This window comes from Microbacterium sp. cf332, from assembly GCF_900102175.1.
GTDB lineage: Bacteria > Actinomycetota > Actinomycetes > Actinomycetales > Microbacteriaceae > Microbacterium.
Window position 1 is genome coordinate 976,123 of sequence record NZ_FNKN01000001.1, and the last position, 25,223, is coordinate 1,001,345.

The 25,223-nt window shown below is 71.6% G+C and carries 20 protein-coding genes, 1 tRNA gene and 1 other RNA gene; 11 read left to right on the top strand and 11 right to left on the bottom strand.

Annotation, left to right across the window (positions count from 1 at the left end):
* Positions 1 to 5: 5 nt before the first annotated feature.
* Entirely contained in the window at positions 6 to 1,142 is a 1,137-nt protein-coding gene (locus BLT21_RS04650) for an NAD(P)-binding domain-containing protein (protein ID WP_091499806.1), read from the top strand.
* A gap of 15 nt (positions 1,143 to 1,157) precedes the next feature.
* Here the strand turns inward: BLT21_RS04650 and BLT21_RS04655 are convergent, their stop codons facing one another.
* The 5 genes from BLT21_RS04655 to ffs all read right to left on the bottom strand — a co-directional run bounded on the left by BLT21_RS04655 (position 1,158) and on the right by ffs (position 8,138).
* Entirely contained in the window at positions 1,158 to 3,743 is a 2,586-nt protein-coding gene (locus BLT21_RS04655; protein WP_091499809.1) for a glycoside hydrolase family 65 protein, read from the bottom strand.
* A gap of 74 nt (positions 3,744 to 3,817) precedes the next feature.
* Positions 3,818 to 4,546 (bottom strand): HAD family hydrolase, encoded by a 729-nt coding sequence (locus tag BLT21_RS04660; RefSeq protein WP_091499811.1) that lies wholly within the window; start codon positions 4,544 to 4,546, stop codon positions 3,818 to 3,820.
* A gap of 54 nt (positions 4,547 to 4,600) precedes the next feature.
* The gene (locus BLT21_RS04665; protein ID WP_091499813.1) at positions 4,601 to 5,836 is read right to left on the bottom strand and encodes an acetate/propionate family kinase; all 1,236 of its coding nucleotides are present in this window, start codon (positions 5,834 to 5,836) and stop codon (positions 4,601 to 4,603) included.
* A complete protein-coding gene (gene pta, locus BLT21_RS04670; RefSeq protein ID WP_091499816.1) occupies positions 5,833 to 7,950 on the bottom strand; it encodes a phosphate acetyltransferase in 2,118 nt (705 codons plus the stop codon). Before pta ends, BLT21_RS04665 begins: the two co-directional genes overlap by 4 nt.
* A gap of 91 nt (positions 7,951 to 8,041) precedes the next feature.
* Positions 8,042 to 8,138: signal recognition particle sRNA small type (gene ffs, locus BLT21_RS04675), an RNA gene on the bottom strand.
* 107 nt (positions 8,139 to 8,245) lie between these two features.
* Here ffs and BLT21_RS04680 point away from each other — a divergent pair.
* From BLT21_RS04680 to BLT21_RS04690, 3 genes are read left to right on the top strand one after another with little or no spacing between them, the layout of a single operon-like run.
* Positions 8,246 to 9,238 (top strand): AAA family ATPase, encoded by a 993-nt coding sequence (locus BLT21_RS04680; protein WP_091499819.1) that lies wholly within the window; start codon positions 8,246 to 8,248, stop codon positions 9,236 to 9,238.
* A 7-nt stretch (positions 9,239 to 9,245) separates the two neighbouring features.
* On the top strand, positions 9,246 to 10,523 hold the full coding sequence (locus BLT21_RS04685) for a DUF58 domain-containing protein (protein WP_091499822.1): 1,278 nt from the start codon (positions 9,246 to 9,248) through the stop codon (positions 10,521 to 10,523).
* On the top strand, positions 10,510 to 12,828 hold the full coding sequence (locus BLT21_RS04690) for a transglutaminase TgpA family protein (protein WP_256335909.1): 2,319 nt from the start codon (positions 10,510 to 10,512) through the stop codon (positions 12,826 to 12,828). Before BLT21_RS04685 ends, BLT21_RS04690 begins: the two co-directional genes overlap by 14 nt.
* Positions 12,829 to 12,942: 114 nt before the next feature.
* Here the strand turns inward: BLT21_RS04690 and BLT21_RS04695 are convergent, their stop codons facing one another.
* Entirely contained in the window at positions 12,943 to 14,337 is a 1,395-nt protein-coding gene (locus BLT21_RS04695) for a dicarboxylate/amino acid:cation symporter (RefSeq protein ID WP_091499825.1), read from the bottom strand.
* A 199-nt stretch (positions 14,338 to 14,536) separates the two neighbouring features.
* Between BLT21_RS04695 and BLT21_RS04700 the strand changes: the two genes are divergently transcribed.
* On the top strand, positions 14,537 to 15,145 hold the full coding sequence (locus BLT21_RS04700; RefSeq protein ID WP_218125711.1) for an HD domain-containing protein: 609 nt from the start codon (positions 14,537 to 14,539) through the stop codon (positions 15,143 to 15,145).
* Positions 15,146 to 15,184: 39 nt separating this feature from the next.
* Here the strand turns inward: BLT21_RS04700 and BLT21_RS04705 are convergent.
* Positions 15,185 to 15,276, bottom strand: a tRNA-Ser gene (locus BLT21_RS04705).
* 73 nt (positions 15,277 to 15,349) lie between these two features.
* Between BLT21_RS04705 and BLT21_RS04710 the strand changes: the two genes are divergently transcribed.
* From BLT21_RS04710 to BLT21_RS04720, 3 genes are all read left to right on the top strand, one after another.
* Positions 15,350 to 16,390: a lactonase family protein gene (locus BLT21_RS04710; protein WP_091499828.1), complete on the top strand. Its 1,041-nt coding sequence runs from the start codon at positions 15,350 to 15,352 to the stop codon at positions 16,388 to 16,390.
* Between the two features lie 30 nt (positions 16,391 to 16,420).
* Positions 16,421 to 17,197, top strand: a complete 777-nt coding sequence (locus tag BLT21_RS04715; protein WP_091499831.1) for a siderophore-interacting protein — start codon at positions 16,421 to 16,423, stop codon at positions 17,195 to 17,197.
* 133 nt (positions 17,198 to 17,330) lie between these two features.
* Positions 17,331 to 17,966, top strand: coding sequence for an NADPH-dependent F420 reductase (locus BLT21_RS04720; RefSeq protein WP_091499834.1), 636 nt, complete (start codon positions 17,331 to 17,333; stop codon positions 17,964 to 17,966).
* Positions 17,967 to 18,066: 100 nt separating this feature from the next.
* On the opposite strand, the gene BLT21_RS04725 is transcribed toward BLT21_RS04720, so the two are convergent.
* Positions 18,067 to 18,564 carry a DUF427 domain-containing protein gene (locus BLT21_RS04725; RefSeq protein WP_091499836.1) on the bottom strand — a complete coding sequence of 166 codons (498 nt, stop codon included), beginning with the start codon at positions 18,562 to 18,564 and terminating at the stop codon, positions 18,067 to 18,069.
* Positions 18,565 to 18,574: 10 nt separating this feature from the next.
* On the bottom strand, positions 18,575 to 18,979 hold the full coding sequence (locus tag BLT21_RS04730) for a DUF3054 domain-containing protein (RefSeq protein ID WP_091499838.1): 405 nt from the start codon (positions 18,977 to 18,979) through the stop codon (positions 18,575 to 18,577).
* 58 nt (positions 18,980 to 19,037) lie between these two features.
* Here BLT21_RS04730 and BLT21_RS04735 point away from each other — a divergent pair, with 58 nt between their 5' ends.
* The 3 genes from BLT21_RS04735 to BLT21_RS04745 all read left to right on the top strand — a co-directional run bounded on the left by BLT21_RS04735 (position 19,038) and on the right by BLT21_RS04745 (position 23,400).
* The gene (locus tag BLT21_RS04735) at positions 19,038 to 19,655 is read left to right on the top strand and encodes a Type 1 glutamine amidotransferase-like domain-containing protein (RefSeq protein ID WP_091499841.1); all 618 of its coding nucleotides are present in this window, start codon (positions 19,038 to 19,040) and stop codon (positions 19,653 to 19,655) included.
* 130 nt (positions 19,656 to 19,785) lie between these two features.
* Positions 19,786 to 21,510 carry an AMP-binding protein gene (locus BLT21_RS04740; protein ID WP_091499843.1) on the top strand — a complete coding sequence of 575 codons (1,725 nt, stop codon included), beginning with the start codon at positions 19,786 to 19,788 and terminating at the stop codon, positions 21,508 to 21,510.
* A 126-nt stretch (positions 21,511 to 21,636) separates the two neighbouring features.
* Complete coding sequence (locus BLT21_RS04745) at positions 21,637 to 23,400, top strand: thiamine pyrophosphate-dependent enzyme (RefSeq protein ID WP_091499846.1); 1,764 nt, start codon at positions 21,637 to 21,639, stop codon at positions 23,398 to 23,400.
* Positions 23,401 to 23,451: 51 nt separating this feature from the next.
* Here BLT21_RS04745 and BLT21_RS04750 read toward each other — a convergent pair whose 3' ends face one another.
* Positions 23,452 to 24,006 carry an NYN domain-containing protein gene (locus tag BLT21_RS04750; protein ID WP_091499849.1) on the bottom strand — a complete coding sequence of 185 codons (555 nt, stop codon included), beginning with the start codon at positions 24,004 to 24,006 and terminating at the stop codon, positions 23,452 to 23,454.
* 47 nt (positions 24,007 to 24,053) lie between these two features.
* The gene (locus BLT21_RS04755; protein WP_256335910.1) at positions 24,054 to 25,223 is read right to left on the bottom strand and encodes a PQQ-dependent sugar dehydrogenase; all 1,170 of its coding nucleotides are present in this window, start codon (positions 25,221 to 25,223) and stop codon (positions 24,054 to 24,056) included.

Sequence of the window (25,223 nt, forward strand, 5' to 3'; positions counted from 1 at the left end):
GGGGCATGCCCGCAACACCCGTCGACGTCGTCGTGATCGGCGCGGGGCAGGCGGGGCTGTCCGCGGCCCACCACCTGCGCCGTCGCGGCTTCGACCCCATCGGCCCGGGTGCCGACGGGGTCGGCCGCTCCGCGCGATCCTTCGTCGTGCTCGACGCCGAGGACGCCCCCGGCGGCGCCTGGCAGCACCGCTGGGAGTCGCTGCGGATGGAAACCGTCAACGGCATCCACGAGCTGCCCGGTCACGCGGTGCCGCCCGCCGATCCCCGCGCCGCGGCACGCACGGTGCTGCCGGCCTACTTCGACGAGTACGAGCGGCGCTTCGACCTGCGGGTCCTGCGGCCGGTCGAGGTGTCACGCGTCGAGCGCGAGGACGACGACCCGCGCGGCCGCCTGCGTGTGGCCGCCGACACCGGCTCGTGGTCGACGCGATGGGTCGTCAACGCCACCGGCACGTGGCGGCGTCCGTTCTGGCCGCGTTACCCGGGAGCAGCGAGCTTCCGGGGCCGGCAGCTGCATGTGCACGACTACGCGTCGGCCGACGAGTTCGCCGGTCAGCGCGTCGTGATCGTGGGTGCCGGCATCTCGGCCATCCAGCTGCTCGACGAGATCTCCGTCGTCGCCGACACGTTCTGGGTGACGCGCGACGAGCCGCGCTGGGATGCGGGCGACTTCGACACCGCCGCCCGTATCGCCGCGATCGCCGGCGTCGAGGAGCGTGTGCGACAGGGACTCCCGCCCGGCAGCGTGATCTCGGTCACCGGTCTGCACAGGAATCGCTGGGCCGACTCCGCGGAGCGACGCGGGGTGCTCGTGCGGCATCCGATGTTCGAGCGGATAGAGCCGGAGGGCGTCCGCATGTCGGACGGGACCATCGAGCACGCCGACGCGATCCTGTGGGCCACCGGCTTCCGGGCCGACATCCCCCACCTCGCCCCGCTCGGTCTGCGCACGGCGGCCGGTGGCATCCGCGTCGCGAACGGTCGCGCGCTCGACGAACCGCGCCTGTTCCTCATCGGCTACGGCCCCTCGCAGTCGACGGTCGGTGCCAACCGTGCGGGTCGAGACGCGGTCCGGGCCATCGTCGCGGAGGATGCGGGCGATGCGGCGGACGCGCTCCGCGTCGCACCCACCCGTGTGTGAGCGCGACGCGGGCGGTCAGGAATCGATGCCGGTGTGCACCTGCTGCGCGCCGAACGTGTGCTCGTAGTCCGCGACCACCGGGATCTCTCCCGTGATCGCGGGGATCTCACTCGTCACGGTGGGGATCGACGTCGTGACGGTCGCGACCGGCACCGAGGCGGACAGCAGCGAGCCGTCCTCCCGACGCGACTCGGCGAGCTGGCGCAGCGACGGCCGCCCCGCGAGCAGCGGACCCTGTCCGGCGAGGGGGACGGTGACGGTCTCGCCGCCCGCGACCCGCACATCACGTCCCCGGACGGCGAAGTCCACGGCGTCGCCGGGACCCGCCGCGACGGTCATCGCATCGGCGGTCAGCGTGATGTCGAGCCGGGTGCCCTGCCAGTGCAGCGTGTACTTCAGCGACGGCCAGTCGCGGGGCAGGCGCGGGTCGAAGCTCAGCTCGCCGTAGTGGTCGCGCATGCCGCCGAAGCCGGAGACGAGCGACGTCCACACCCCGCCGGCCGAGGCCACGTGCACGCCGTCGGCGGCGTTGCTGTGCAGGTCGCCGAGATCGACGTAGATCGACTCGAGGAAGTACTCGAGCGCGAGGTCCTGATACCCCACCTCCGCCGCGAGGATCGACTGGACGACCCCCGACAGCGTCGAGTCGCCCGTCGTCAGCGGGTCGTAGTACTCGAAGTCGGCGAGCTTCTGCTCGTCGGTGAAGTGGTTGCCCTGCAGGAACAGGGCGAGCACCACGTCGGCCTGCTTGAGCACCTGGTACCGGTAGATGACGAGCGGGTGGAAATGCAGCAGCAGCGGACGCTGGCTGTCGGGGGTGTTCTCGAGGTCCCACACCTCGCGCTCGAGGAAGACCGCGTCCTGCGGGTGGATGCGGAGCGAGTCGCTGAAGGGGATGTGCATGGCCTCGGCCGCGCGCTCCCAGGCATCCGCCTCGGCCGGGTCGAGGTCGAGGCGCTCGGTGAGCGCCCGATAGGCCTCGGGCGCCTCCGCCGCCATCTCGCGCACCGTCCGAGCGGCGAAGCGCAGGTTGAACCGGGCCATCACGTTGGTGAAGAGATTGTCGTTGACGACGGTCGTGTACTCGTCGGGCCCGGTGACGCCGTGGATGTTGAACGACTCCGCGTCGCCGTCCTCCCCGAAGCGCCAGAAGCCGAGGGTCGACCACAGGCGCGCGGTCTCGACCGCGATGTCGACGGCCTCCCGGTAGAGGAAGTCGACGTCGCCCGTCGCCCGGACGTACTTCGCGAGCGCGAAGCTGACGTCGGCGTTGATGTGGTACTGCGCGGTCCCGGCGGCGTAGTAGGCCGAGGCCTCCTCGCCGTTGATGGTGCGCCACGGGAAGAGCGCCCCGGCCTCGTTCAGCTGACGGGCCCGGCGCCGCGCCGCGGGCAACATCAGGTAGCGCATGCGCAGCGCGTTGCGCGCCCATAGCGGCGTCGTGTACGCCAGGAACGGCAGCACGTAGACCTCGGTGTCCCAGAAGTAGTGCCCGCTGTACCCCGACCCGGAGACGCCCTTGGCGGGCACGCCCTGACCGTCGGCGCGCGCGGCCGCCTGCGCGAGCTGAAACAGGCACCAGCGGGTCGCCTGCTGCAAGTCCTCGTGTCCGCCGATGCGCACGTCCGAGCGGCGCCAGAAATCGGCGCACCACGCCGCCTGCCGCGCGAACTGCGCATCGACGCCCTCGTCGCGGACGCGGTCGAGCACGCGACGCCCGCGGTCGACCAGCTCCCGGGCGGGGACGCCGCGCGACGTGTGGTAGCTGACGAGCTTGGTGACGGTCACCGGCACGCCTCGTTTCGCGTGCACGCGGAAGACGTTCTTGGCGATGTCGGGCTCGACGAGGCGGCGGGCCGAATACTCGTTCTCGGTCTCGATGAGGTGGTCGGCGACGACCGAGACGGTCATGCCGGAGTTCGACGCCTTGTACGACAGCACGGCGCGACCCTCGTCGTCCTGCCAGTACTCCTGCGGCTGGAGCACCCGCTCCTCGATCTTCTCCGTCTTGCGCGGATCGAACCCGGCCGCCGTGCGATTCGGCGCCGATCCCCCGTAGACGTCCTCGCCGTCCTGGCGGTTGACGATCTGGCAGCTCACCGTGACGGGCGCGTCGGAGTTCAGCACCGTGATGGTCAGGCGCATGATCGCGAGGTGCTTCTGCTCGAACGACACGAGCCGCTCGAAGTCGACCTGCACCTCTTTGCCGCTCGGGGTCACCCACCGCAGGTTGCGCGTCAGCACGCCCGTGCGCATGTCGAGGACCCGCTCGTAGTCGCGGACGTCGGCCACGTCGAGGGCGAGCGGCTCATCGTCGACGTACACCCGCATGACCTTCGCGTCGGGCGCGTTGATGATGGTCTGACCCACCTCCGCGAAGCCGTAGGCCTGCTCGGCGTGACGGATCGGGAAGATCTCATGGAAGCCGTTGATGAAGGTCCCGTGCTCGTGGGCGTGGCGACCCTCGGGATGATTGCCGCGCAGACCGAGGTAGCCGTTTCCGACCGCGAACAGGGTCTCGGTGACACCGATGTCGTCGATCGAGAACTTCTTCTCGACGAGTCGCCAGGGGTCGACGGGGAATCGATCGCGATCGATCATGGCGGCCTTCCGATGGAGGGGGCGCCGCGGCGCGGGAGGCGGGCGGGGCGGGGGCGGGCGGGATGTCGGGAGGGTCAGACGAAGGCGTCGAGATCGTCGACGACGACGTGGGCACCGCGGGCGCGGAGCGCGTCGGCACCGGCACCGCGATCGACGCCGATCACGAGAGCGTAGCCTGCCGCGACGGCCGACTCGACACCGGAGTGGGCGTCCTCCACCGCGACCGAGCGCGCCGGATCGACGCCGAGCATGCGGGCGCCCTCGGCGAAGACGTCGGGGGCGGGCTTCGACGGCAGGTGACGCTCTTCGGCGACGACGCCGTCCACGATGACGGGGAACCGCTCGAGCAGACCGGCGACCCCGAGGACCTCGCGCGCATTCTTGGAGCTCGACACCACCGCGATCGGGATGCCGGCGGCCTGCAGCTTGTCGACGAGCGCGAGCGATCCGGGGTACGGGGCGATGCCCTCTGACCGCAGTACTCGCTCGAACACGGCGTTCTTGCGGTTGCCGATGCCGCACACGGTGTCGGCCGCGGGGTCATCGCCGGGCTCGCCCCAGGGGACCTCGACGTCGCGCGAGCGCAGGAGGCTCGCAACGCCGTCGTAGCGCTTCTTCCCGTCGAGGTGACGGAAGTAGTCGTCGGCCGTGTAGGGCGGAGTGATGCCCCACGCGGTGAAGAGCTCGGTGAACATCGTCTGCCAGGCGCGCATGTGCACGTCGGCGGTCGGGGTCAGCACGCCGTCGAGGTCGAAGAGCACGCCGTCGTAGGTGGTCAGGTCGGGAAGCTGAGCCGCGGTCACAGGACCAGCGTAATCATGAGCGCCGTCGTGCGGAGACGTCGCGACCCCGAAGGGTCACGCGATGACCGCGACCGTCTGCCGTGCGATCTCGAGCTCCTCGTTCGTCGGCACGACGAGGACCTCGACGCGCGACGTGTCGGTGGAGATCCGGCGGATGCCTCGACCTCGCAGCGCGTTGCGCTCCGGATCGATCTCGATGCCGGCGAACTGCAGAGTCTGCAGCGCCGCCGCGCGCACGAGGGGCGAGTTCTCGCCCACGCCGGCGGTGAACGAGATGACGTCGACGCCGCCGAGCTGCGCGAGGTAGGCGCCGGCGTAGGCGCGCAGTCGGTGGGCGTAGACCTCGAAGGCGAGCGTGGCCGCGGCATCGCCCCGTTCGACCCCGTCCTCGATGTCGCGCATGTCGGACGCGCCCGCGAGCCCGAGCATCCCGCTGCGCTTGTTCAGCAGGTCGTCGAGCTCGGGGATGGTCATCTCGGCCCGACGCGCGAGGTGGAAGATCACCGCGGGGTCGAGGTCGCCCGAGCGCGTGCCCATGACGAGCCCCTCGAGCGGTGTCATCCCCATCGAGGTGTCGATCGAGCGTCCGCCCTCGATAGCGGTGACCGACGCGCCGTTGCCGAGGTGGAACACGATCTGTCGCAGGTCGGCGAGCGGGCGTCCGAGGTGGGCGGCAGCGGCCTCCGAGACGAACTTGTGCGAGGTGCCGTGGAAGCCGTAGCGACGGACGCGGTGCGCCTCGGCCAGCTCGGCGTCGATGGCGTAGGTATAGGCGCCCGGCGGCATCGTCTGGTGGAACGCCGTGTCGAAGACGGCGACGTGCGGCAGGTCGCCGAAGGCGGCCTTCGCCGCCCGGATGCCCTGCAGGGCGCCGGGGTTGTGGAGCGGCGCGAGCACCGACAGATCGTCGATGTTGATCTCGACCAGCGGCGTGATGAGCGTGGGTTCGAAGAATCGCGCGCCGCCGTGCACGACCCGGTGTCCCACCGCGACGGGAGCGTGCTGCTCGAGCGAGGGGCCGTTCTCGGCGAACGCGTCGAGCATCAGCTGGAAGCCAGCGGTGTGGTCGGCGATCGGCAGCTCCCGCTCGTAGGTCGCATCCGTCGCCGTCACGGCGGCCTCGCCGCCCGCGGCCGACACGTCGGGGAAGAAGACCGTGTGCTTGAGCCGTCCCCGGTCCTGCCCGATCCGCTCGACCAGGCCGGAGGCGCGCGGCGAACCCGACTCGGCGTCGATCAGCTGGTACTTGAACGACGACGAGCCGCTGTTGATGACGAGCACGATGCTCATGCGGACGCCCCTCCCTGGGCCTGGATCGCCGTGATGGCGATGGTGTTGACGATGTCTTCGACGAGGGCTCCGCGCGAGAGGTCGTTGATCGGCTTGTTAAGACCCTGCAAGACCGGGCCGATCGCCACGGCGCCGGCCGAGCGCTGGACCGCCTTGTAGGTGTTGTTGCCCGTGTTGAGGTCGGGGAAGACGAACACGGTCGCCTTGCCCGCGACGGACGAGCCCGGCATCTTCTTCGCCGCGACCGCCGCATCCGTCGCGGCGTCGTACTGGATCGGCCCCTCGACCAGCAGTTCGGGCGCGCGCTCGCGGACGAGCGCCGTCGCCGCGCGCACCTTGTCGACGTCGGCGCCCGACCCCGACTCTCCGGTCGAGTACGAGAGCATGGCCACCCGCGGGTCGATACCGAACTGGCTCGCCGTCTCGGCCGACGAGACCGCGATGTCGGCGAGCTGCTCGCTCGTGGGGTCGGGGATGACGGCGCAGTCGCCGTAGACCAGCACGCGGTCGGCGAGCGCCATGAGGAACACGCTCGAGACGACCGAGACGCCCGGCTTGGTCTTGATGATCTCGAACGCCGGTCGGATGGTGTGCGCCGTCGTGTGCGCGGCACCCGAGACCATGCCGTCGGCGAGGCCGAGGTGCACCATGAGGGTGCCGAAGTACGACACGTCCGTAACAGCGTCGGCGGCCTGTCCGTACGTCATCCCCTTGTGCGCACGGAGGCTCTCGTATTCGCGTGCGAACTTGTCGACGTGCACCGCGTCGAAGGGCGAGAGGATCTCGGCGCCCCGCAGGTCGAGGCCGAGCTCGAGCGCTCTCGAGCGCACCTCGATCTCCTCGCCGAGCAGGGTGATGTCGGCGATGCCGCGGGCCAGCACGATCGAGGCGGCGTGCAGGACACGGTCGTCGTCGGCCTCGGGCAGGACGATGCGGCGCCGGTCGGTGCGCGCCCGCTCGACGAGCCCGTACGCGAACATCAGCGGCGTCACGACCGTGGAGCGCGCCAGGCCGAGCGCCTCGGTCAGCTCGTTCGTGTCGATGTGCCGCTCGAAGAGAGCGACCGCGGCGTCGTAGTGCCGCCGGGAATCCGCGGCCAGGCGACCGCGCGTACCCATGATGCGTGCCGCGGTCTCGTAGGTGTCGAGGTCGGTCGCGATGATCGGGAGGGTCTCGCCGACGCCGTCGATCAGCCGGTCGACCGCCTCGGGCAGCGGGAAACCGCCGTTGATCACGATCGCGGAGAGCGACGGGAAGGTGCCCGATCCGTGGGCGAGCAGGGTGGCGAGGAGCACTTCGGCGCGGTCGGACGGGATGACGACGACCGCGCGCTCGCTGAGACGCGGGAGCACGTTGACCATCGACATCGCGCCGATCACGACGCCGAACACCTCGCGGCCGAGCAGCTCGGCGTCACCCTTGACGAGCGATCCCTCGACCGCGGTGAGCACGCTGCTCACCGACGGGGAGACGAGGAAGCGGTCCTCGGGCACGGCCCAGACGGGAACGTTCTGCGGCACCGCTCCGCGGACCGCCTCGACGATCTCGTCGAGACGCTCGCCGTCGGCCCGGTTGGCCACGACGGCGAAGAGCTCGGCGCGGTCGCCGCGCAGCTCTGCGACCGCGAGCGAGGCGATCTGTCCCATCTCGTCCGGCGTGCGGGGCGCGGACGAGCCGAGCTTCTCTCCCCCGCCCTGGCCCGCGCGCCCGCCGAGGACGAGCAGCACCGGCGCGCCGAGGTTGACCGCGATGCGGCCGTTGTAGCTGAGCTCGGCGGGAGAGCCGACGTCGGTGTAGTCGCTGCCCATGATGACGACGGCATCGCATCGGGCCTCGACCGACTTGTAGCGCTCGACGATGCGCGAGAGCGCCCCGTCGGGATCGCTGCGCATGTCGTCGTACGTCACGCCGATGCACTCGTCGTAGTCGAGGTCGACCCCGTCGTGATCGAGCAGCATCTCGAGGACGTAGTCGCGTTCGTCCGTCGAGCGGGCGATCGGGCGGAAGACGCCGACGCGCGGAGCCACGCGGCTGAACGCCTCGAGCACCCCCAGCGCGATGATCGACTTCGCGGAATGGCCTTCTGCGGACGTGATGTAGATGCTCTGAGCCACGGATTCAGCCTAAGAGGGAGAGGCCTGACCACGAGCCGTGAATATCCCATCGGTCGCGGCGGCGGATGCCGCAGGCCACGACGGTGGGGAAAAGTAAGACTCTCCGCGAACCCGGCAGAGCCCGGTTACCCTTGCTACGTTTCCGTCCTGGGGGAATTGGCCTGGATGCCGCCTCGCGGAGAGCTGCCCCCAGTCTAACCCGGAACCTGAGTCCTCCCGTCACCACGGCCGGTTAGGCTCTCGCCAGACAGGCGCGACGCGGCGACGCGCGCGATGCCGACGACGAGGGGATCGCATGACCAACGACGGCACACAGGCTGCTCTCGGCCCGGAGCGGTTCGCCGCCACGACCGACGCGATCTCGGCGAGCATCGCCCGCGTGATCGACGGCAAGCCCGAGGCGGTCCGCTCCGCCCTCGTCTGCCTGCTCGCGGAGGGACACCTCCTCATCGAAGACGTGCCGGGAGTGGGCAAGACGGTGCTCGCCCGGGCGCTCGCGGCGACCGTCGACGCGACGGTCCGCCGCATCCAGTTCACCCCCGATCTGCTGCCGGGAGACGTGACCGGGGTGAGCGTCTTCAATCAGGCCGACCGGGAGTTCGAGTTCAAGCAGGGCGCGATCTTCGCCCACATCGTCATCGCCGACGAGATCAACCGCTCCTCACCCAAGACCCAGTCGGCGCTGCTCGAGGCCATGGAGGAGCGTCAGGTGACGGTCGACGGCCGCACCCACCTGCTGCCCGCGCCGTTCCTGGTCGTCGCGACGCAGAACCCTCTCGAGATGGAGGGCACCTATGCCCTTCCCGAGGCGCAGCGCGACCGGTTCATGATGCGCATCTCGATGGGCTATCCCGACGCCGCCTCGGAGGCGCAGATGCTGCGCCAGCGCGACAGCGTCAACCCGCTCTCGGCACTCGCGCCCGTCATCACCGCGCGCGATGTGCAGGAGCTGATCACCTGGGCCCGGCGCCTGCACGTGTCGCCGGCCGTCGAGGAGTACGCCGTGGCGATCGCCCGCGCCACCCGTGAGCACCGCGACCTGCGCCTCGGTGCGAGCCCCCGGGCGACGCTCCAGCTCGTCCGCGCCGCCAAGGTGTGGGCCGCGCTCGACGGGCGCGCCTTCGTGATCCCCGACGACATCGTCGACCTGCTCCAGCCGGTGTTCGCACACCGACTCATCCCGGCGCGGACGAGCGGAGCGGCGCGGGGGCGCAGCGGCGCCGAGGTCGTCGAGGCCGCACTGACCGATATCGCGGCGACGGTCCCCGTCCCGCTGCCGGTGCGCTGAGACCGTCGTGGCCGGCTCCCCCGCCCCGCCGCCGCCCGCGCGCGCCCTCGGAGCGCTCGCACGGGCATGGCCGCTGACGCTCCGGGGCACCGGAGCCGTCGTGATCGGGGTCGCATCGATCGTGTGCGCGCACGCGTTCGGTGTGGCCGAGCTGCTCTACGTCGGCGTCCTGCTGCTGGCCAGCGTCGTTCTGGCATGGGTGTCATTGTGGTTCGTCCACCGCTACGGCGACGTCTCGCGCTCCTTCGCACCCGACGTCGCGGCCGTCGGGCGGGGCAGCGTCGTCACGGTCCACGCCACCGCGCGCGGTGGGCTCTCGGGCGCGATCGCGCGCTGGGCCGACCGCCTGCCCGAGGGCATCGAGGGAGACGCGACCGGCATCCTCGCCGGCGCGAACGCCCTCGACCACGTCCGGCTGACCTACCACCTCCGGGCGACGCGGCGCGGCATCCGCGACATCGGCCCCTTCTCGATGCTCGTGACCGACCCCTTCGGCTTCACGCGGCGCCGGCTGAGTCTGGGCGGGGTGGAATCGGTGACGGTCACCCCCGCCGTCGTCGCGCTGCCCCCGCTCATGGAGTACCCGGGCGAGGCCGGCGGCAGTCTGCACACCGCCACCCATCAGCTCGGCGAGGGCGCCGACAACCTCATCCCCCGCGCGTACGCGCCGGGTGACTCGATGCGGCGCATCAACTGGCGGGCGAGCGCGCATCACGACGAGCTCATGGTGCGTCAGGAGGAGCAGGAGTCCACGCCCGAGGCCACGGTCGTCCTCGATCGCGCGACGCGGCGCTGGCCGGCGGCGGCGGCTCGGACCGGTGCCGACCCGGCATTCGAGACGGCCGTGACCGCAGCGGTATCGGCCGTCGCACGGCTCTCGCGCGAGGGCTACGACGTCACCGTCATCGACACGGACGGGCGGCCCATCGGCTCGCCCGTCGCGGCCGGCGATGCCGTCGCGGTCGAGCAGCTCGCGCTCGACCTCGCCACCGTCGTCAGCGGAGGCGACGACCGGCTCGCCGGACTGGCCCGCCTGTTCGCCGGAACCGTGGCGGGACCGGTGGTCGTCGTCACCGCGCAGCTCACCGGCGCCGACGCGGACGCGCTCGCGCCCATCGTGGCGCACAGCGCTCTGCCCGTCCTGCTCGCGTCCGACTCGTCGGACGCCGTCCTCGCCCGCGCGACGGATGCCGGATGGCGGGCCGCCGGGCTCGCGCCCGACGGCGACCTCGCCGAGGCCTGGCGCGTCGCGACCGAGAGGGGAAGCGCCCGTGCCGCGTTCTGACACCCGGGTCGGGCGGCGCGAGCGCACGAACGCGATGCCGCCACGGACCGAGCTGAGCCGCGGGGGCGACATCCGCCTCGCGGCCGTCCTGCTCGTCGCCATCCTCGCGTCGATCGTGCCGCTGCTGCGGGTCGTCGCGCCCGGCGCCTGGCTCGCCGTGGCCATCGCGGTCGCAGCCGCCGTGCTCGCCATCGGGGTGGGACTGCGGCGTCTGCGCACGCCCGCCGCGCTGGTCACGCTCGCCGAGCTCGTCGTCGGCGCCGCGCTCGTGATGGCGATCTACTTCGGCGGCAGCGCCGTGCTCCTCGTGATCCCGACCCCCGCCACCATCGCGGAGCTGCCGTCGATCGTCGCCGGGGCGAGCGACCAGATCGTCAACGGCGTCGCCCCGCTCGCGGCCGGTCGGCCGCTGTCGATCCTCGCTGTGACCGCGGTCGCCGCCCTCACGGTGCTCCTCGACCACACGGTCATCACCGCACGGATGCCGCTCCTCGCCTCCGTCGCACTGGTCGCGGTGTGGCTGATCCCCGCCCTCTCGGTGCCGGCATCCGTCGACCTCGTCGCGTTCGTCGTGTTCGCCGCGGCGCTCCTGCTCCTCATCCGCTCCGAGACGCGCTCACGAGAGCGTGCGCTCGCGCGGGCGGCCGCCGCTGCCGAGGACGGATCGCCCGCCCGCGCCCCGTCGGCACCCTCGCGGCGATCGGGAGCAGTCCTCGCCGCCTGCCTCGCCGTCACCGCGATCATCGCGACGGTCGTCGTCGCGCCCGAACTCCCCCGCCCCGCCCCGCGGACCGGGATCGGCACCGGCCCCGCCACCACCATCAACGCCAGCCTCGAGCTCGGCGACGATCTGCGCCGCCCGACCGAGGTCGAGGTGCTGACGACGCGCACCAACGCCCCGAGCGCGCCCTATCTGCGGGCCGCCACGCTGTCGAGCTTCGACGGACGGGTATGGGAGCCCGACCGGGACGAGACCACCCCGCTCACCCCCGACGCGCTGGGCCCCGTCGTGGCCGACGCCGACATCCGGGTGACCGAGTACCAGACGACCGTGAGCGTCACCCAGCTCTCGTCGGCGTGGCTTCCGATCCCCGGCCCCGCGGTGCGTGTCGACGAGCTCGCCGGCGGCTGGGACGCGATGCCGAGCAACCGCACCGTGGTCGCGGCGGACGCCGATACGCAGGGCCAGCAGTACGTCACGACGACCCACGTCGTGCGTCCCACGCTCGAGCAAATCCAGGCCGCCGGAACGACCCGCGAAGGCCTGCCCGACAGCGTGACCCAGCTGCCCGACGACATGCCCGCGTCCATCGAGCAGACCGCCCGCGAGGTCACCGCCGGCGCCCTCAACGATTACGACCGCCTGGCCGACCTGCAACGCTGGTTCCGCAGCGGCGAATTCACCTACTCGCTCGATGCGCCGGTCTCGGACGGCTTCGACGGGTCGGGTGTCGAGGCGATCGCGGACTTCCTCGAGGTGCGCAGCGGATACTGCGTGCACTTCGCCTCGGCGTTCGCGGTCATGGCCCGCACCCTCGACATGCCTTCGCGCATCGTCGTGGGCTACCTGCCGGGCACCCTGAACGGCGACACCGTCGACGGCGAGGGGGTGTCGACGGTGCTCAGCTCGCAGCTGCACGCCTGGCCCGAGGTGTTCTTCGCCGGCATCGGCTGGATCCCGTTCGAGCCGACGAACAGCCTCGGCGCTCCCCCGACGTACACGCGGTCGGCCCAGCCGGTGCCGGAGGACGGCGGACAGGACGTCCCGCCCGCACCCGCGCCGCAGCCCTCCGCGTCGCTCGCCCCCGACGGGGCGCCGACGACCGCGCCGACGTCGTCCGCGAGCCCCGGCACGGCCGCCGGCGCTTCACCGGTCACCGTCGCGCTCCCTTATGCCGGCGTCATACTCGGGTTCGCCGCGCTGCTCCTGCTGCCGGCCCTGGTCGGCGCGCTCCGGCGACGGTGGCAGGCCGCCGCCGCCACGCGCGGCGACATCCTCGCCGCGTGGCGGATCGTTCGCGAGAGTGCACGCGACGTGGGGCTCCGCACCGACGAAGCCGAGAGCCCCCGCGCCCTCGGATCGCGCCTCGTCGCGCTGGCCTCGGTGCCGGCCGGATCCGTCGACGCGCTCGTCGCCGCCGTCGAGCGGACGAGCTTCGATCTGCCCGACGGCGCACGTGACTCCGAGGCCGGCCGCGCCGCGGCATCCGATGCCCTCGCGATCCGCCGCGGCCTGCTCGCGTCGGTCTCGACGCCCCGTCGTCTGGGGGCCGTGCTGCTGCCCCGCGCGCTCGTGAGGGCCTGACCGGGCGCGCCGCCTCGCACACGACGACGGGGCGCACGCCCCGTCTTCGAGCGCGAGAGAACTGCGCCGGACGCCGGAAGGTGCGCCCCGTCCGAGGGGAGGGCGACCGCGAGGTCAGGCCCGCGCAGATGCCTCCAGCTCGTCGGCGCTGTCGTCGGCGAAGGGGTCGCCCGAGCGCTCCGCGTCGTAGAGCTCGCGGTCGAGGATCCCCTCGCGCTTGGCGACGATCGTGGGGACGAGCGCCTGACCGGCGACGTTCACGGCGGTGCGGCCCATGTCGAGGATCGGGTCGATCGCCAGGAGCAGGCCGACGCCTTCGAGGGGCAGGCCCAGCGTCGTCAGCGTGAGCGTGAGCATCACCGTCGCGCCCGTCGTGCCCGCTGTGGCGGCCGAGCCGACCACCGAGACCACGACGATGAGGAGATACTGCACGGCGGTGAGCTCGAGACCGAAGAACTGCGCGACGAAGATGGCGGCGATGGCCGGGTAGATCGCGGCGCAGCCGTCCATCTTGGTCGTCGAACCGAAGGGCACGGCGAACGACGCGTACTCGCGCGGCACACCGAGGTTGCGTTCGGTGACGCGCTGCGTGAGCGGCAGCGTGCCGATGGACGACCGCGAGACGAACGCGAGCTGCACGGCGGGCCAGACGCCCGAGAAGTACTGACGGATCGACAGACCGTGGGTCTTCAGGAGCACCGGATACACCACGAACAGCACGAGGGCGAGACCGGCGTAGACGGCGACGGCGAACCACAGCAGCGTCGTCAGCTTCTCCCAGCCGTACGTGACGACGGCCGATCCGATGAGCCCGAGCGTGCCGACCGGAGCGATGCGGATGATCCACCACAGCACGCGCTGGACGACCTTCAGCGCCGACTCGGTGAAGGACACGAACGCCTCGGCGCGCTTGCCGAGCTTGAGAGCGGCGATGCCGATGGCGACCGAGATGACGATGATCTGAAGCACGTTGTAGCCGATGCTCGAGCTCGCCGCCCCCGTCTCGGGGTTGATCGAGGTCGACACGGAGAGGCCGAGGAAGTTCTGCGGGATCAGTCCGGTGAGGAAGCTCCACCAGGAGCCGACGCTCGAGGGGTCGTCCGGCGTGAGCTCGCCGGCGTCGACGCGCGCGCCCGGCTGGATGGTCACCCCCAGCACGATGCCGATCGTCACGGCGATGAGCGCCGTGATGCCGAACCACAGCAGCGTCTGACCGGCCAGGCGGGCGGCGTTCGTGACGTTGCGCAGCTGGGTGATCGAGGCGACGATCGCGAGGAAGATGAGCGGCACGACGGCCGTGCGCAGCAACGTGACGTACCCGCTGCCGATCGTCGACAGGGTCGCGGCGAGACCGTTGGGGTTGCCGGCGGCGTCGGGGCCGAGCTGACGCGCCAGCAGGCCGAGGAGGACACCGGCGACGAGGGCGATCGTGATCTGGAAACCGAACGAGCGGTAGAAGGGCTTCTTCCGCTTCGCCGGGGCGGCGTTGTTCGCGGTGGCAGAACTCATGGTGGTGCTCCTGTGGGGGATGGCCGCGCGATGGCGACCCACCGACGCTAAACCCCTTCGAGGGTGCCGAGGGCCATCATGACCCCGAGTGACGGTCCATCGGGGCGCGGCCGTCGCATTCGGGACACCGTCGATCTGATCCCTGACGGAGTGCGCGCCGGCGGCGGATGCCGCGCCGTGAGGGACCGAGAATGAGCGCGTGGCCACCGACATCGACGAGCTCCTCACCCCGCCCACCCCGACCGCGGCCCGCGCCCTCGACGCCGTGGGCCGCTGGTCGTCGCCGGCGCTCGTGAACCACGGCATTCGCTCGTGGGCGTGGGCTCGGCTGCGTGGCCGGGCGCTCGGCCTCGATCACGACCCCGAGCTGCTGTTCGTCGCCGCGATGCTCCACGATCTTGGGGTCACCCCCGCCTTCGACGCGCACGAGATCGCCTTCGAGTCGGCCGGCGGGGCGGCGGCCTGGATGTTCGCGGCCGGGGCCGGGTGGCCCCCCGCGCGCCGCGAACGCGTCCGCGAGGTCATCGAGCGGCACATGTGGCTCAGCGTCGACCCCGTCCTCGACGCGGAGGGACATCTGCTCGAGGTGGCGACGAGTCTCGACGTCTCGGGCCTCGCACCGGAGCTGTGGGACGCCGATGTCCTGCGGGCCGTCACGGCGCGGCATCCGCGTCTGGACTTCACCGCGGAGTTCGCGGGCTGCATCCACGCGCAGGCGCGCCGTAAGCCCGCGACCCCGGCCGCTCGGCTCGACGCCTCGCAGCGCATCGCCGAAGGCGGACGCGTCTGGGCCGGCATCCTGGAATGACGATGGGCGTCGCTCCGGAAGGAGGGACGCCCATCGATGTGGCGGAAGTGACAGGATTTGAACCTGCGAGGCGAGTTACCCCGCCTACATGGATTCCAGCCATGCTCCTTAGGCCGCTCGGACACACTTCCGTCCGCGAGTTTATCAGTCCCGGTGGTGCACTTCTGCCGTCGAGGCCTCCGAGCACGCGGCTAGGCTCGCAGGGTGTCTGATTCCTCTCTCGTCCTGGTCGCCAATGCGGGCGACAGCAGCATCAGCGTCTTCCGTCTCGCGGATGACGCGCTCGACCGTCTCTTCGTCGCCGAGGGCCTCACCGGCACCGGCACGTTCGCGGTCGACGCGGAACGGGGTCTCGTGTACGCCGGCGTCAAGGGCGCCGCGAAGGACGAGCCCGCCGCGATCGTCACGCTGGCGCTCGACACCGCGTCCGGTGAGCTGACCCCGCGCTCGCGCGTCGCACTGCCGGACGGCTCGGTCAGCTACATCGCCCTCACCCGCGACGGCACGGCGTTGCTCGCCGCCTCGTACGGTGGCGACTACGGCTTCGTCGCGCCCATCACCGACGGCGACGTCGGCGCACCCACGGGTCGCGTGGAGTTCTCCAAGCTGCATGCCGTGCTGCCGTCGTCGGACGGCCGCTTCGTCTACTTCGTTTCGCTGGGCGACGACCTCGTCGCCCAGTACGCGCTCGACGACGATCTCTCGCTCTCGCCGGTCGGGTCGGGAACCGCCACCGCACCCGCCGGAAGCGGACCCCGTCACCTCGTGCTCAACCGCGCCGAGGACGCGCTCTACGTGATGACCGAGTACTCGGGCGAGGTGCTCCACTTCACCCGGGACCGCGAGACCGGCGCCCTCGAGCTGCGATCGCAGACCCCGGCGGTCGATCCCGCCGCCGGCCTCGTCCTCGGCGAGATCGGCGGCGATCCCGTCGCCAATCACGCCGTCTGGGGCGCCGACATCCACTTCGGAGCCGACGAGCGCCACCTGTGGACCTCCGAGCGCTCGACCAGCACCCTCGGCGCCGCACCCGTCGCTGCCGACGGCACCGTCGAGGCTGTCGCGAGCTTCATCCCGACCGAGCCCCAGCCCCGCGGTTTCGCGATCTCGCCCGACGGAGACCGTTTGATCGCGGCGGGCGAGAAGTCGCGCACCGTCTCGCTCTACGCCGTCGATGGCGCCGAGCTGACGCTCCTGCAGCAGGCCGAGACCGGCGCCGGGGCGAACTGGGTGCGCTTCGTCTGACGGCCCCCGCGCGCGGGGTACCGTGGTTAGGTGGCCCTATCTTCGCGCACCGCTCCCCGTTCTCCCCGTCCGAGCATCGAGCTCGAGGTCGTCGCGACCGAGCGCCTGTCGGCACAGCTCGTGCGGGTGACTCTGGGCGGTGACGGCTTCGCCGGCTTCGAGAACCGGCCCGAGACCGACAAGTACGTCAAGCTCAAGTTCACGACGCCCGCACCGGAGTCGGCTCCGGTGACGCGCACGTACACGGTTCGCAGCGTGGACGCCGTGGCCGGCACGCTCTCGATCGACTTCGTCGTGCACGGCGACGAGGGCCTCGCGGGCCCGTGGGCGGGGCGCGCGCAGGTCGGCGAGCGCATCGAGCTCATGGGGCCGGGCGGCGGCTACGCCCCGGATGCCGCGGCCGACTGGCACCTGCTCGCGGGCGACCTGTCGGCCGTTCCGGCGATCGCCGCGGCCCTCGAAGCGCTCCCGGCCGATGCGACCGGGCGTGCCTTCATCGAGGTCGAGTCCGATGAGGCGATCCTGCCCCTCGCGGCCCCCGCCGGCATCGAGGTCGAGTGGATCGTCGATGCGGGCCACGACCCCGACGCCCTCGCCGCCGTCGTGCGCCAGTGCGACTGGCACGCCGGCGACGTGCAGGTGTTCGCGCACGGCGAGCGTGAGTCGATGAAGGCCCTGCGCCGCGTGCTCTTCGACGAGCGTGGACTCGACCGCGCTCGCGTCTCGCTCTCGGGCTACTGGGCCCGCGGCCGCACGGAGGACCGTTTCCAGGCCGAGAAGCGCGAGCCCATCGGCCAGATCCTCTGACCCTTCCCCTGCGAGCCCACCCCTCGCGCACCGCGGACACGTGGCCGGCTCGATGCGAGCGTGTGGGTTCGCGGCGCGCGGCCGGCGATGGAGCCCGGGAATGCGGTGAGGGGTGGCACCGGTTGGGGTCGACATGACCACTGTGGGAATCATCGGAGCAGGACACATCGGCAGCGCTCTCGCGGAGGGGCTGGTCGCGCGCGGTTACGACGTCGTCATCGCCAATTCACGCGGGCCCGAGACGCTGGGCGACCTCATCGCACGGCTCGGCGATCGCGCGCGGGCCGCGACGGCGCACGAGGCGGCGGAGGCCGCGGATTGGGCGGTCGTGACCGTGCCGCTGAAGGCACTGGGCGACATCCCCGCCGGGCCTCTCAGCGGCAAGATCGTGCTCGACACCAACAACTACTACTGGGAACGCGACGGCCGCATCCCCGAACTCGACGAGAAGCGGACGACGACGACCGAGATGGCGCAGCAGCACCTCGTCGGCGCGAAGGTCGCGAAGGCCTTCAACCACATCCCCGCCGCCGACATCACCACCGACGGCGCCCCCGCCGGATCAGCCGACCGCCGCGCGCTCGCGACCGCGAGCGACCACTCCGACGCGGTCGCCCACGTGACGGCACTGTACGACGAGTTCGGCTTCGACACGGTCGACATCGGCTCGCTCGCGGAGAGCTGGCGAGTCGAGCGCGACCAGCCCGCCTACGTCGTGCGTCAGAACGCCGACGAGCTGCGCGCGAACCTGGCCCGCGCCGAGCGCTGAGACCTCGCCCGACGCTCGCCGCGACTGCTCGCCGCAACGGCCGCCCTGCCGGCGGTCGGAGCGCGCCGGGCCCGTCCCTCCGCGGGCCCGCTCCGGGGCCTCACCACCCCATCGAGCCGGGGATGCCCTTGAACGGGCCCGCGAGGGCGGCGGTGACCCAACCGCCGTAGAACCCCCCGGGCTGGGGCACGACGACCTCGCCGTCGACCGTGCACCGGTCCATGCCGCCCGCGTAGACGGCGACCCGACCCACGAGCTCCTCGTACCCGGGCGACGGGTCGGGGTAGCCCCATGCTGCGCGTTCGCGGACGGCCGCACCACGGACGACATCGAAGTACTCGGCGGCTCCCTTGAACTCGCAGAACGACGAGCCCGAGGCGGGTACCAGCGAACCGGGCACGAACGCCGCGGCGGGCAGGTAGTACACCGGCGGATGGCTCGTCTCGAGCACCCGGACGACGTCGTCGGTGTCGACGATCGTCACGGCAGCGAAGTCGATCGTCACGCGCGCGTTGACGCGCTCCAGGCGAGGCGGCCGCGGGTAATCCCAGACGGATTCCTGTCCGGGGCCGACGGGATCGGGAGTGGGGCGACGCATGTCGGCCAGATTACGCGCGGGGCACGACATCCCCGCTGCGAGTACGCCCACCGCTCCGCGCCCGCAGCGCCCGGATCCCGCGCGCGACGAGACGCCAGCCGACGAGCAGCACCAGCAGGGTGAGCGTCGCCACGATCACGAACGGCAGCGCGGTCCCCTGGCCCGACACCGCGCGCAGCAGCATCCCGCCCGCGACCGTCATGACCCAGACGACGAGGCCGGTGGGCACGACGGCGGTGGGTGACCGCCACGCGCGCACCGTGAGCCACCCGCCCGCGAGGCTCACGAGGAACGGCCACGCGGTCTGACCGAGTCCGGCCAGGACCTCGGAGTCGTGGCTCGCGCGCCCCGTCGCCGCGAAGGCCACCACGAGGACGGCGTCGAGGAGCAGGGCGAGGACGGTCGCGCGGGTCATGTCCCCATCCTCCCCCGCCGGGGGTGTCGGACGCGCTCGGTAGCGTGTCGGCGTGCGAATGCTCCTCCTCTCCCTGCGTGCCGGCGCCGCGCGCGCGTTCCTCGGCGAGACGGATCCCGCCGGTGACGGCCCGATCGTCTACGTCGCCGACGCCCAGGCGGCCCTCGCCGACGCACCGTTCGTCGCCGCTGAGCGCGCCTCGGTGGCCTCGTTCGGTCGTGCGGTGATCGAGGTGACCCTGCGCGACACGGCGCCGGCTGACGTCGCCGAGCTGCTGACCGGCGCGAGCGCCGTCTACGTCGCCGGAGGCAGCACCTTCGCGCTGCTCGAGGCGCTCCGCATCTCGGGCAGCGACGCCGTCCTCGTCGATCACGTGCGACGCGGTCTGCCCTACATCGGTCTCAGCGCGGGCTCGATCGTCGCAGGACCCGATGTGACCCCCGCGTCGCTCATGGACGACCCGGCAGACGGACCGGCCCTCGAGAGCTCGGCGGGTCTCGGGCTGGTCGATGTCACCGTGATCCCTCACGCGGACGGCGCGCTTCCGCCTTATCCGCCCGATCTGATCCAGCGCACCATCGACACCTTCGGCTCCACCTTCGCCCTGCTCCCGCTGCGCGACGATCAGGCGGTGCTCGTCGACGGCGAGACGATGCGGGTGATCGACTCGCGCTGACGATCGGGGCCCGCGCGGGCCGGGCCCACGCCCGCCCACGCAGCCCATGCTGCGCACCGCATCCGCACCTTCCTAGACTCGGAATGGCGGCCGCCGTTCCCGAGCGGGCGCGAGAACAGATCCGAGGCCCATGTCTTCTCCCGACGCGACCGCGCCGACCGCCGCCACCGCGGCGTTCCGCTCCGCCCGCGACTTCCTGCTCGACAACGCCCACTCCCCCGGAGTGGCGCACGCGGACTTCGCCTGGCCCGACGTCGGTCCGCACTTCAACTGGGCGGTCGACTGGTTCGACGCCGTCGCCGCGGGCAACGAGCGCATCGCGCTCCACGTCGTCGAGGACGACGGCACCGAGACCCGCGTCACCTACGACGAGATGCGGCGTCGGTCGAATCGGGTCGCGAACTGGCTGACCGGGCTCGGTATCGGGCACGGCGACGCCGTGATGCTCATGCTGGGCAACCGTGTCGAGCTGTGGGAGGCGATGCTCGCGATCCTGAAGATCGGTGCGGTCATCCTGCCCACCTCGGTCGTGCTCGGCACCGACGACCTCGTCGAGCGCGTCGAGCGGGCCGACATCCGCGCGGTGCTCGCCGACCCGACGGACGCTGCGAAGTTCGACTCCATCGAGGGCGCTTTCGAGCGCATCGTCGTGGGTGGCGAGCGCGGCGGCTGGCACGCATTCGCCGACGCGGCGACGGCCGCCGACTCCGCGCCCGGGGTCGTCGTCGGCTCGGACGACCCGGCGATCGTCTACTTCACCTCCGGCACCACGTCGCGTCCGAAGATGGTCGTGCACACCCACGTGAGCTACCCCGTGGGCCACCTCTCGACGACCTATTGGATCGGCGTACGCCCCGGTGACGTGCACATGACGATCAGTGCGCCCGGCTGGGGCAAGCACGCGTGGAGTCTGTTCTTCGCGCCGTGGATCGCCGAGGCCACCATCTTCGTCTACAACTACTCGCGCTTCGACGCCGCCCGCCTGGTCGACCAGCTCGACCGCAACGCCGTCGACACCTTCTGCGCCCCGCCGACCGTCTGGCGGATGCTCATCCAGGCCGACCTCGAGAAGCGGCCGCGGGCGCTGCGCGAGCTGCTGTCGGCGGGAGAGCCGCTCAACCCCGAGGTCATCGACACCATCCAGCGGTGGTGGGGGCTCCAGATCCGCGACGGCTACGGGCAGACCGAGCTGACGGCGGTGATCGGCAACACCCCGGGCGTGCCCGTCACCCCGGGGGCGATGGGGCGTCCCCTCCCGGGTAACGACATCGTGCTGATCGATCCGCTCACCGGAGAAGTCGGCGACGAAGGCGAGATCTGTCTGCCGACCGCTCCGGCACGGCCCCTGAACCTCATGCCCGGCTACCTCGGCGAGCCCGAACGCACGGCGACGGTCGACCACAACGGCTACTACCACACGAGCGATGTCGCGGTGCGCGACGCCGACGGCCAGTTGACCTTCGTCGGCCGCACCGACGACGTCTTCAAGGCCAGCGACTTCAAGGTGTCGCCGTTCGAGGTCGAGTCGATTCTGCTGACCCACCCGGCCGTCGCGGAGGCCGGCGTCGTGGGGGCACCGGATGCCGTCCGGCTGAACGTCGTGAAGGCGTACGTCGCCCTCGCGGCGTCGTGGGAGGCGACGCCGGAGACGGCGCGCGCGATCCTCGCGCACGCGCGTGAGCACATGCCGCCGTACATGCGGGTTCGTCGCGTCGAATTCCTCGAGCTGCCCAAGACCATCTCGGGCAAGATCCGCCGCGTCGAGCTGCGCGAACGCGAGGTGGCCGCCGCCGACGCGCGGGAACGCATCCTGGCGGAATGGCGCGAGTCGGATTTTCCCGATCTGAAGGCGTGACGGCCTGACGGCCTCCAGGCGCGACGACGCAGGGACTCAGCCGGGGCATCCGCAACCCCTGGCAGAGGCATAAGAGACCGGACGAGACTGAGGTCAGTCCCCCCGCCCTCTGTCGAAGGAGCCCCCGTGCCGCAGAACGTCGCCGAGCAGATCGTCGCCCAGCTCATCGATGCGGGGGTGACGCGCATCTACGGCATCGTCGGCGACTCGCTGAATCCGATCGTCGACGCCGTGCGACGCACGGGTGGCGCCGCGAAGGGCGGGATCGACTGGATCCATGTCCGTCACGAAGAGGCCGCGGCCTTCGCCGCCGCCGCCGACGCGGAGCTCACCGGCGCGCTCGCGGTGTGCGCGGGAAGCTGCGGTCCGGGCAACCTGCACCTCATCAACGGGCTGTACGACGCGCAGCGATCGGGTGTGCCCGTGCTCGCGATCGCGAGCCACATCCCGAGCCTGCAGATCGGCTCCGACTATTTCCAGGAGACCCACCCCGAGCGCCTCTTCACGGAGTGCAGCGACTACTGCGAGATGATCGTGACGCCCGAGCAGTCGCCGCGCGTCGTGAACTCCGCGATCCGGCAAGCCACCGCGGGCTCGGCGGTGTCGGTCATCGTCCTGCCGGGAGACCTGGCCGAGAAGCACTCGACTGGAGAGTTCCCGCCGTTCGTGGCCGCACGGCCCGGTCGCGTCGCCCCCGACGAGCGCACCGTGACCGAGCTCGCCGCAGCGATCGACCGCGCCGAGAAGATCGCGATCTTCGCCGGTGAGGGTGTCCGCGACGCGCGCGAGGAGGTCATCGCCCTCGCCGAGCACCTGCAGGCTCCGATGGGACATTCGCTGCGCGGCAAGCAGTGGATCCAGTACGACAACCGCTTCGACGTCGGCATGTCGGGCCTGCTCGGCTACGGCGCGATCGACCACGCGATGCACGACGTCGATCTCCTGCTGATGCTCGGCACCGACTTTCCCTACGAGCAGTTCCTGCCGGACGGCGCCGACACCGTCATCGCCCAGGTCGACGTCGACGCTCAGCGGCTCGGACGCCGGGCCGGTGTCACCCATCCCGTGCACGGGGACGTCGGGCTCACCGTCGAAGCGCTGCGCGCGCACACGTCGGCGAAGACCGACAGCACGTTCCTCGACCACACCCTCAAGCGGTACCGGAAGGCGATGACGGACTCCGTCGCGACCTACACCGACTCCGACGCGCAGCCGATCCATCCCGAACGGGCGATGACCGTCATCGACCGCATCGCGGCATCCGACGCCGTGTTCACCGCCGACACCGGCATGGGCAACGTGTGGCAGGCCCGCTACGTCACCCCCGGGCCTGAGCGTCGCCTGCTCGCGTCGTGGCGACACGGATCGATGGCGAACGCGCTCCCCCACGCGTTCGGCGCGCAGATGGCCTATCCCGACCGGCAGGTCATCGCGATCGCGGGCGACGGCGGGCTGTCCATGCTGCTGGGCGAGCTGATCACCGTCGCCGCCTACGACCTGCCGCTCACCGTGTTCGTCTTCAACAACTCGACCCTCGGCATGGTCAAGGCCGAGATGCTCGTCGCCGGGTTCCCCGATTTCGGTGTCGACGTGCCGATGGTCGACTTCGCCGCGGTGGGCACGGCGCTCGGCTTCCACGCCCAGCGCGTCACCGACCCCGCAGACCTCGACGCCGCCGTGTCGGCCGCTCTCGCGCACCGCGGTCCGGCGCTCGTCGACATCGTCACCGACCCCGACGCACTGTCGATGCCGGCCGCGATCACGGTCGACCAGGTCGCGGGTTTCGGCATGTCGATGGCCAAGATGGTGCTCGGCGCGAAGGATGCCGGGGGCATCGGCGCCGTGCTGGAGACCGCGAAGTCGAACATCAAGCACATCCGCAGCCTCTGAGCTGCGCGAGAGCGCCGGCTCGGCGAGACGTTCGTCGGGCCGGCGGGCCGGTCAGGCCAGGAACTCCCAGGGGTCGAAGGACTCGATGGGGATGACACGGACGCGCGGGAGCGGCGCATCGAAGGCGTGGACGTCGTACTCGAGGTCGAAGAACTCGACTCCCGGGATCGCGGTGAGCTCGCTGCTGCGGAACTCGGAGAACGCCAGCACGCCGACGCGACGCTCGGGGCCGGTCAGTGCCGCGATCTCGCCGACGAAGTCGCGGTCGTGGCTGACGAGCACGACGTCGTCGGTGCGCTCCTTCAGCGCGGCGAGCGTGCGCTGGATGGCGATGTCGACGACCTTCTCGTCGGTGTCGCCCGAGAGCGGCACCGGCTTGTAGCCGAGCGCGAGCAGCGCCTGGACGAACGACATCGGCAGATGGTTGCTGGCGTTGAGGAAGAACAGCCCCTTAGCGGGCTGCTTCCACTGCTCGTCGACGAACTGCAGCAGTCGGTCCCACCGCGGCCGCTCGTCGGGCAGGGGGCGGCGCCCGAGGATCGACTGGCCGAGCGTTGCGTCGATGTTCTCGCCGTCGACGAGCAGCCACGTCACGCGTTCGGTCATCGGATCCTCCGTCTGGGAATGTCTCCCCCGAACGCTATCAAGCCCGCTCAGCTCTGCGGCGCCAGCGGGACGCGCGCCAGGCGGTCGTCGTCGGCTGCCGCGTTGCCGCGGCCGTCGGTGTTGTTGGTCAGCAGCCACAGCTCGTCGCCGCTCACGACGGCGTCGCGCACGCGGCCGAGCTCGGTCTGCCAGAGCACGACCGGCTCACCGGCGACGGCCCCATCCGTGACGTCGACCTGCCAGACGCGCTCGCCCCGCAACGCGGCGACGAACAGCGTGCTCCCCCGTGCGCCGAGACCGCTCGGGCTCGCCTCGTCGGGGGTCCAGGTGACCGCCGGCGCGACGAACCGCGCGTCGTCGGATCCACCCTCGACGACGGGCCAGCCGTAGTTTCCGCCCGCCTCGATGCGGTTGAGCTCGTCGAAGCGGTCCTGCCCGAACTCGGTCGCCCAGAGGCTGCCGTCCTGCGTCCACGCCAGGCCCTGCACGTTGCGGTGGCCGAGCGAGTAGACCTCGTTGTCGAACGGATTGCCGGGGGCCGGCTCGCCGTCGGCCGTGAGCCGCAGGATCTTGCCCGCGAGCGACGACGGGTCCTGCGCCGTCGTCGGGTCGCCGGCGTCGCCGGTCGCGACGTACAGCCGGTCGTCCGGGCCGAAGGCGATCCGGCCGCCGTTGTGCACCCGGTCGCGCGGGATCCCGTCGATGACGATCTCGGCGTCGCCGAGCCGGCGGTCGCCCGGGTCTCCCTCGAGCCGCATCCGCACGACGCGGTTGTCGTCGGCCGTCGTGAGGTAGGCGTAGAGCAGCGTCTGATCGTCGTCGTCGCGCACCGCGAGTCCGAGCAGTCCGCCCTCGCCGACGGCCGCGGTGAGGTCGATCTCGCCGACGACGCGGGTCACGCCCTCGGCATCCACCTCGAGGACCGCGCCCGTGTCGCGCTGGCTCACCAGCTGCGTACCGTCGGCGAGCACGATCACCGACCACGGGACCTCCAGCTGCGTCGCGACGTCGACCGGATCGTCGATCGGCCGCCAGGAAGCCGAGGCCCCCGCGGACGGCGCGGTCTCGGCGGCCGTGGGCGCGGGCGGCGACGCGGTGACGGTCGGACGCGGCTCGGCGTCGGCGGTGCAGGCCGCCAGCAGCAGGCTCGGGGTCAGCAGCAGCGCCGCCGATACCGCGCACCGGGAACGGGTGCCGTGGCCTGTCACGCGCTTCAT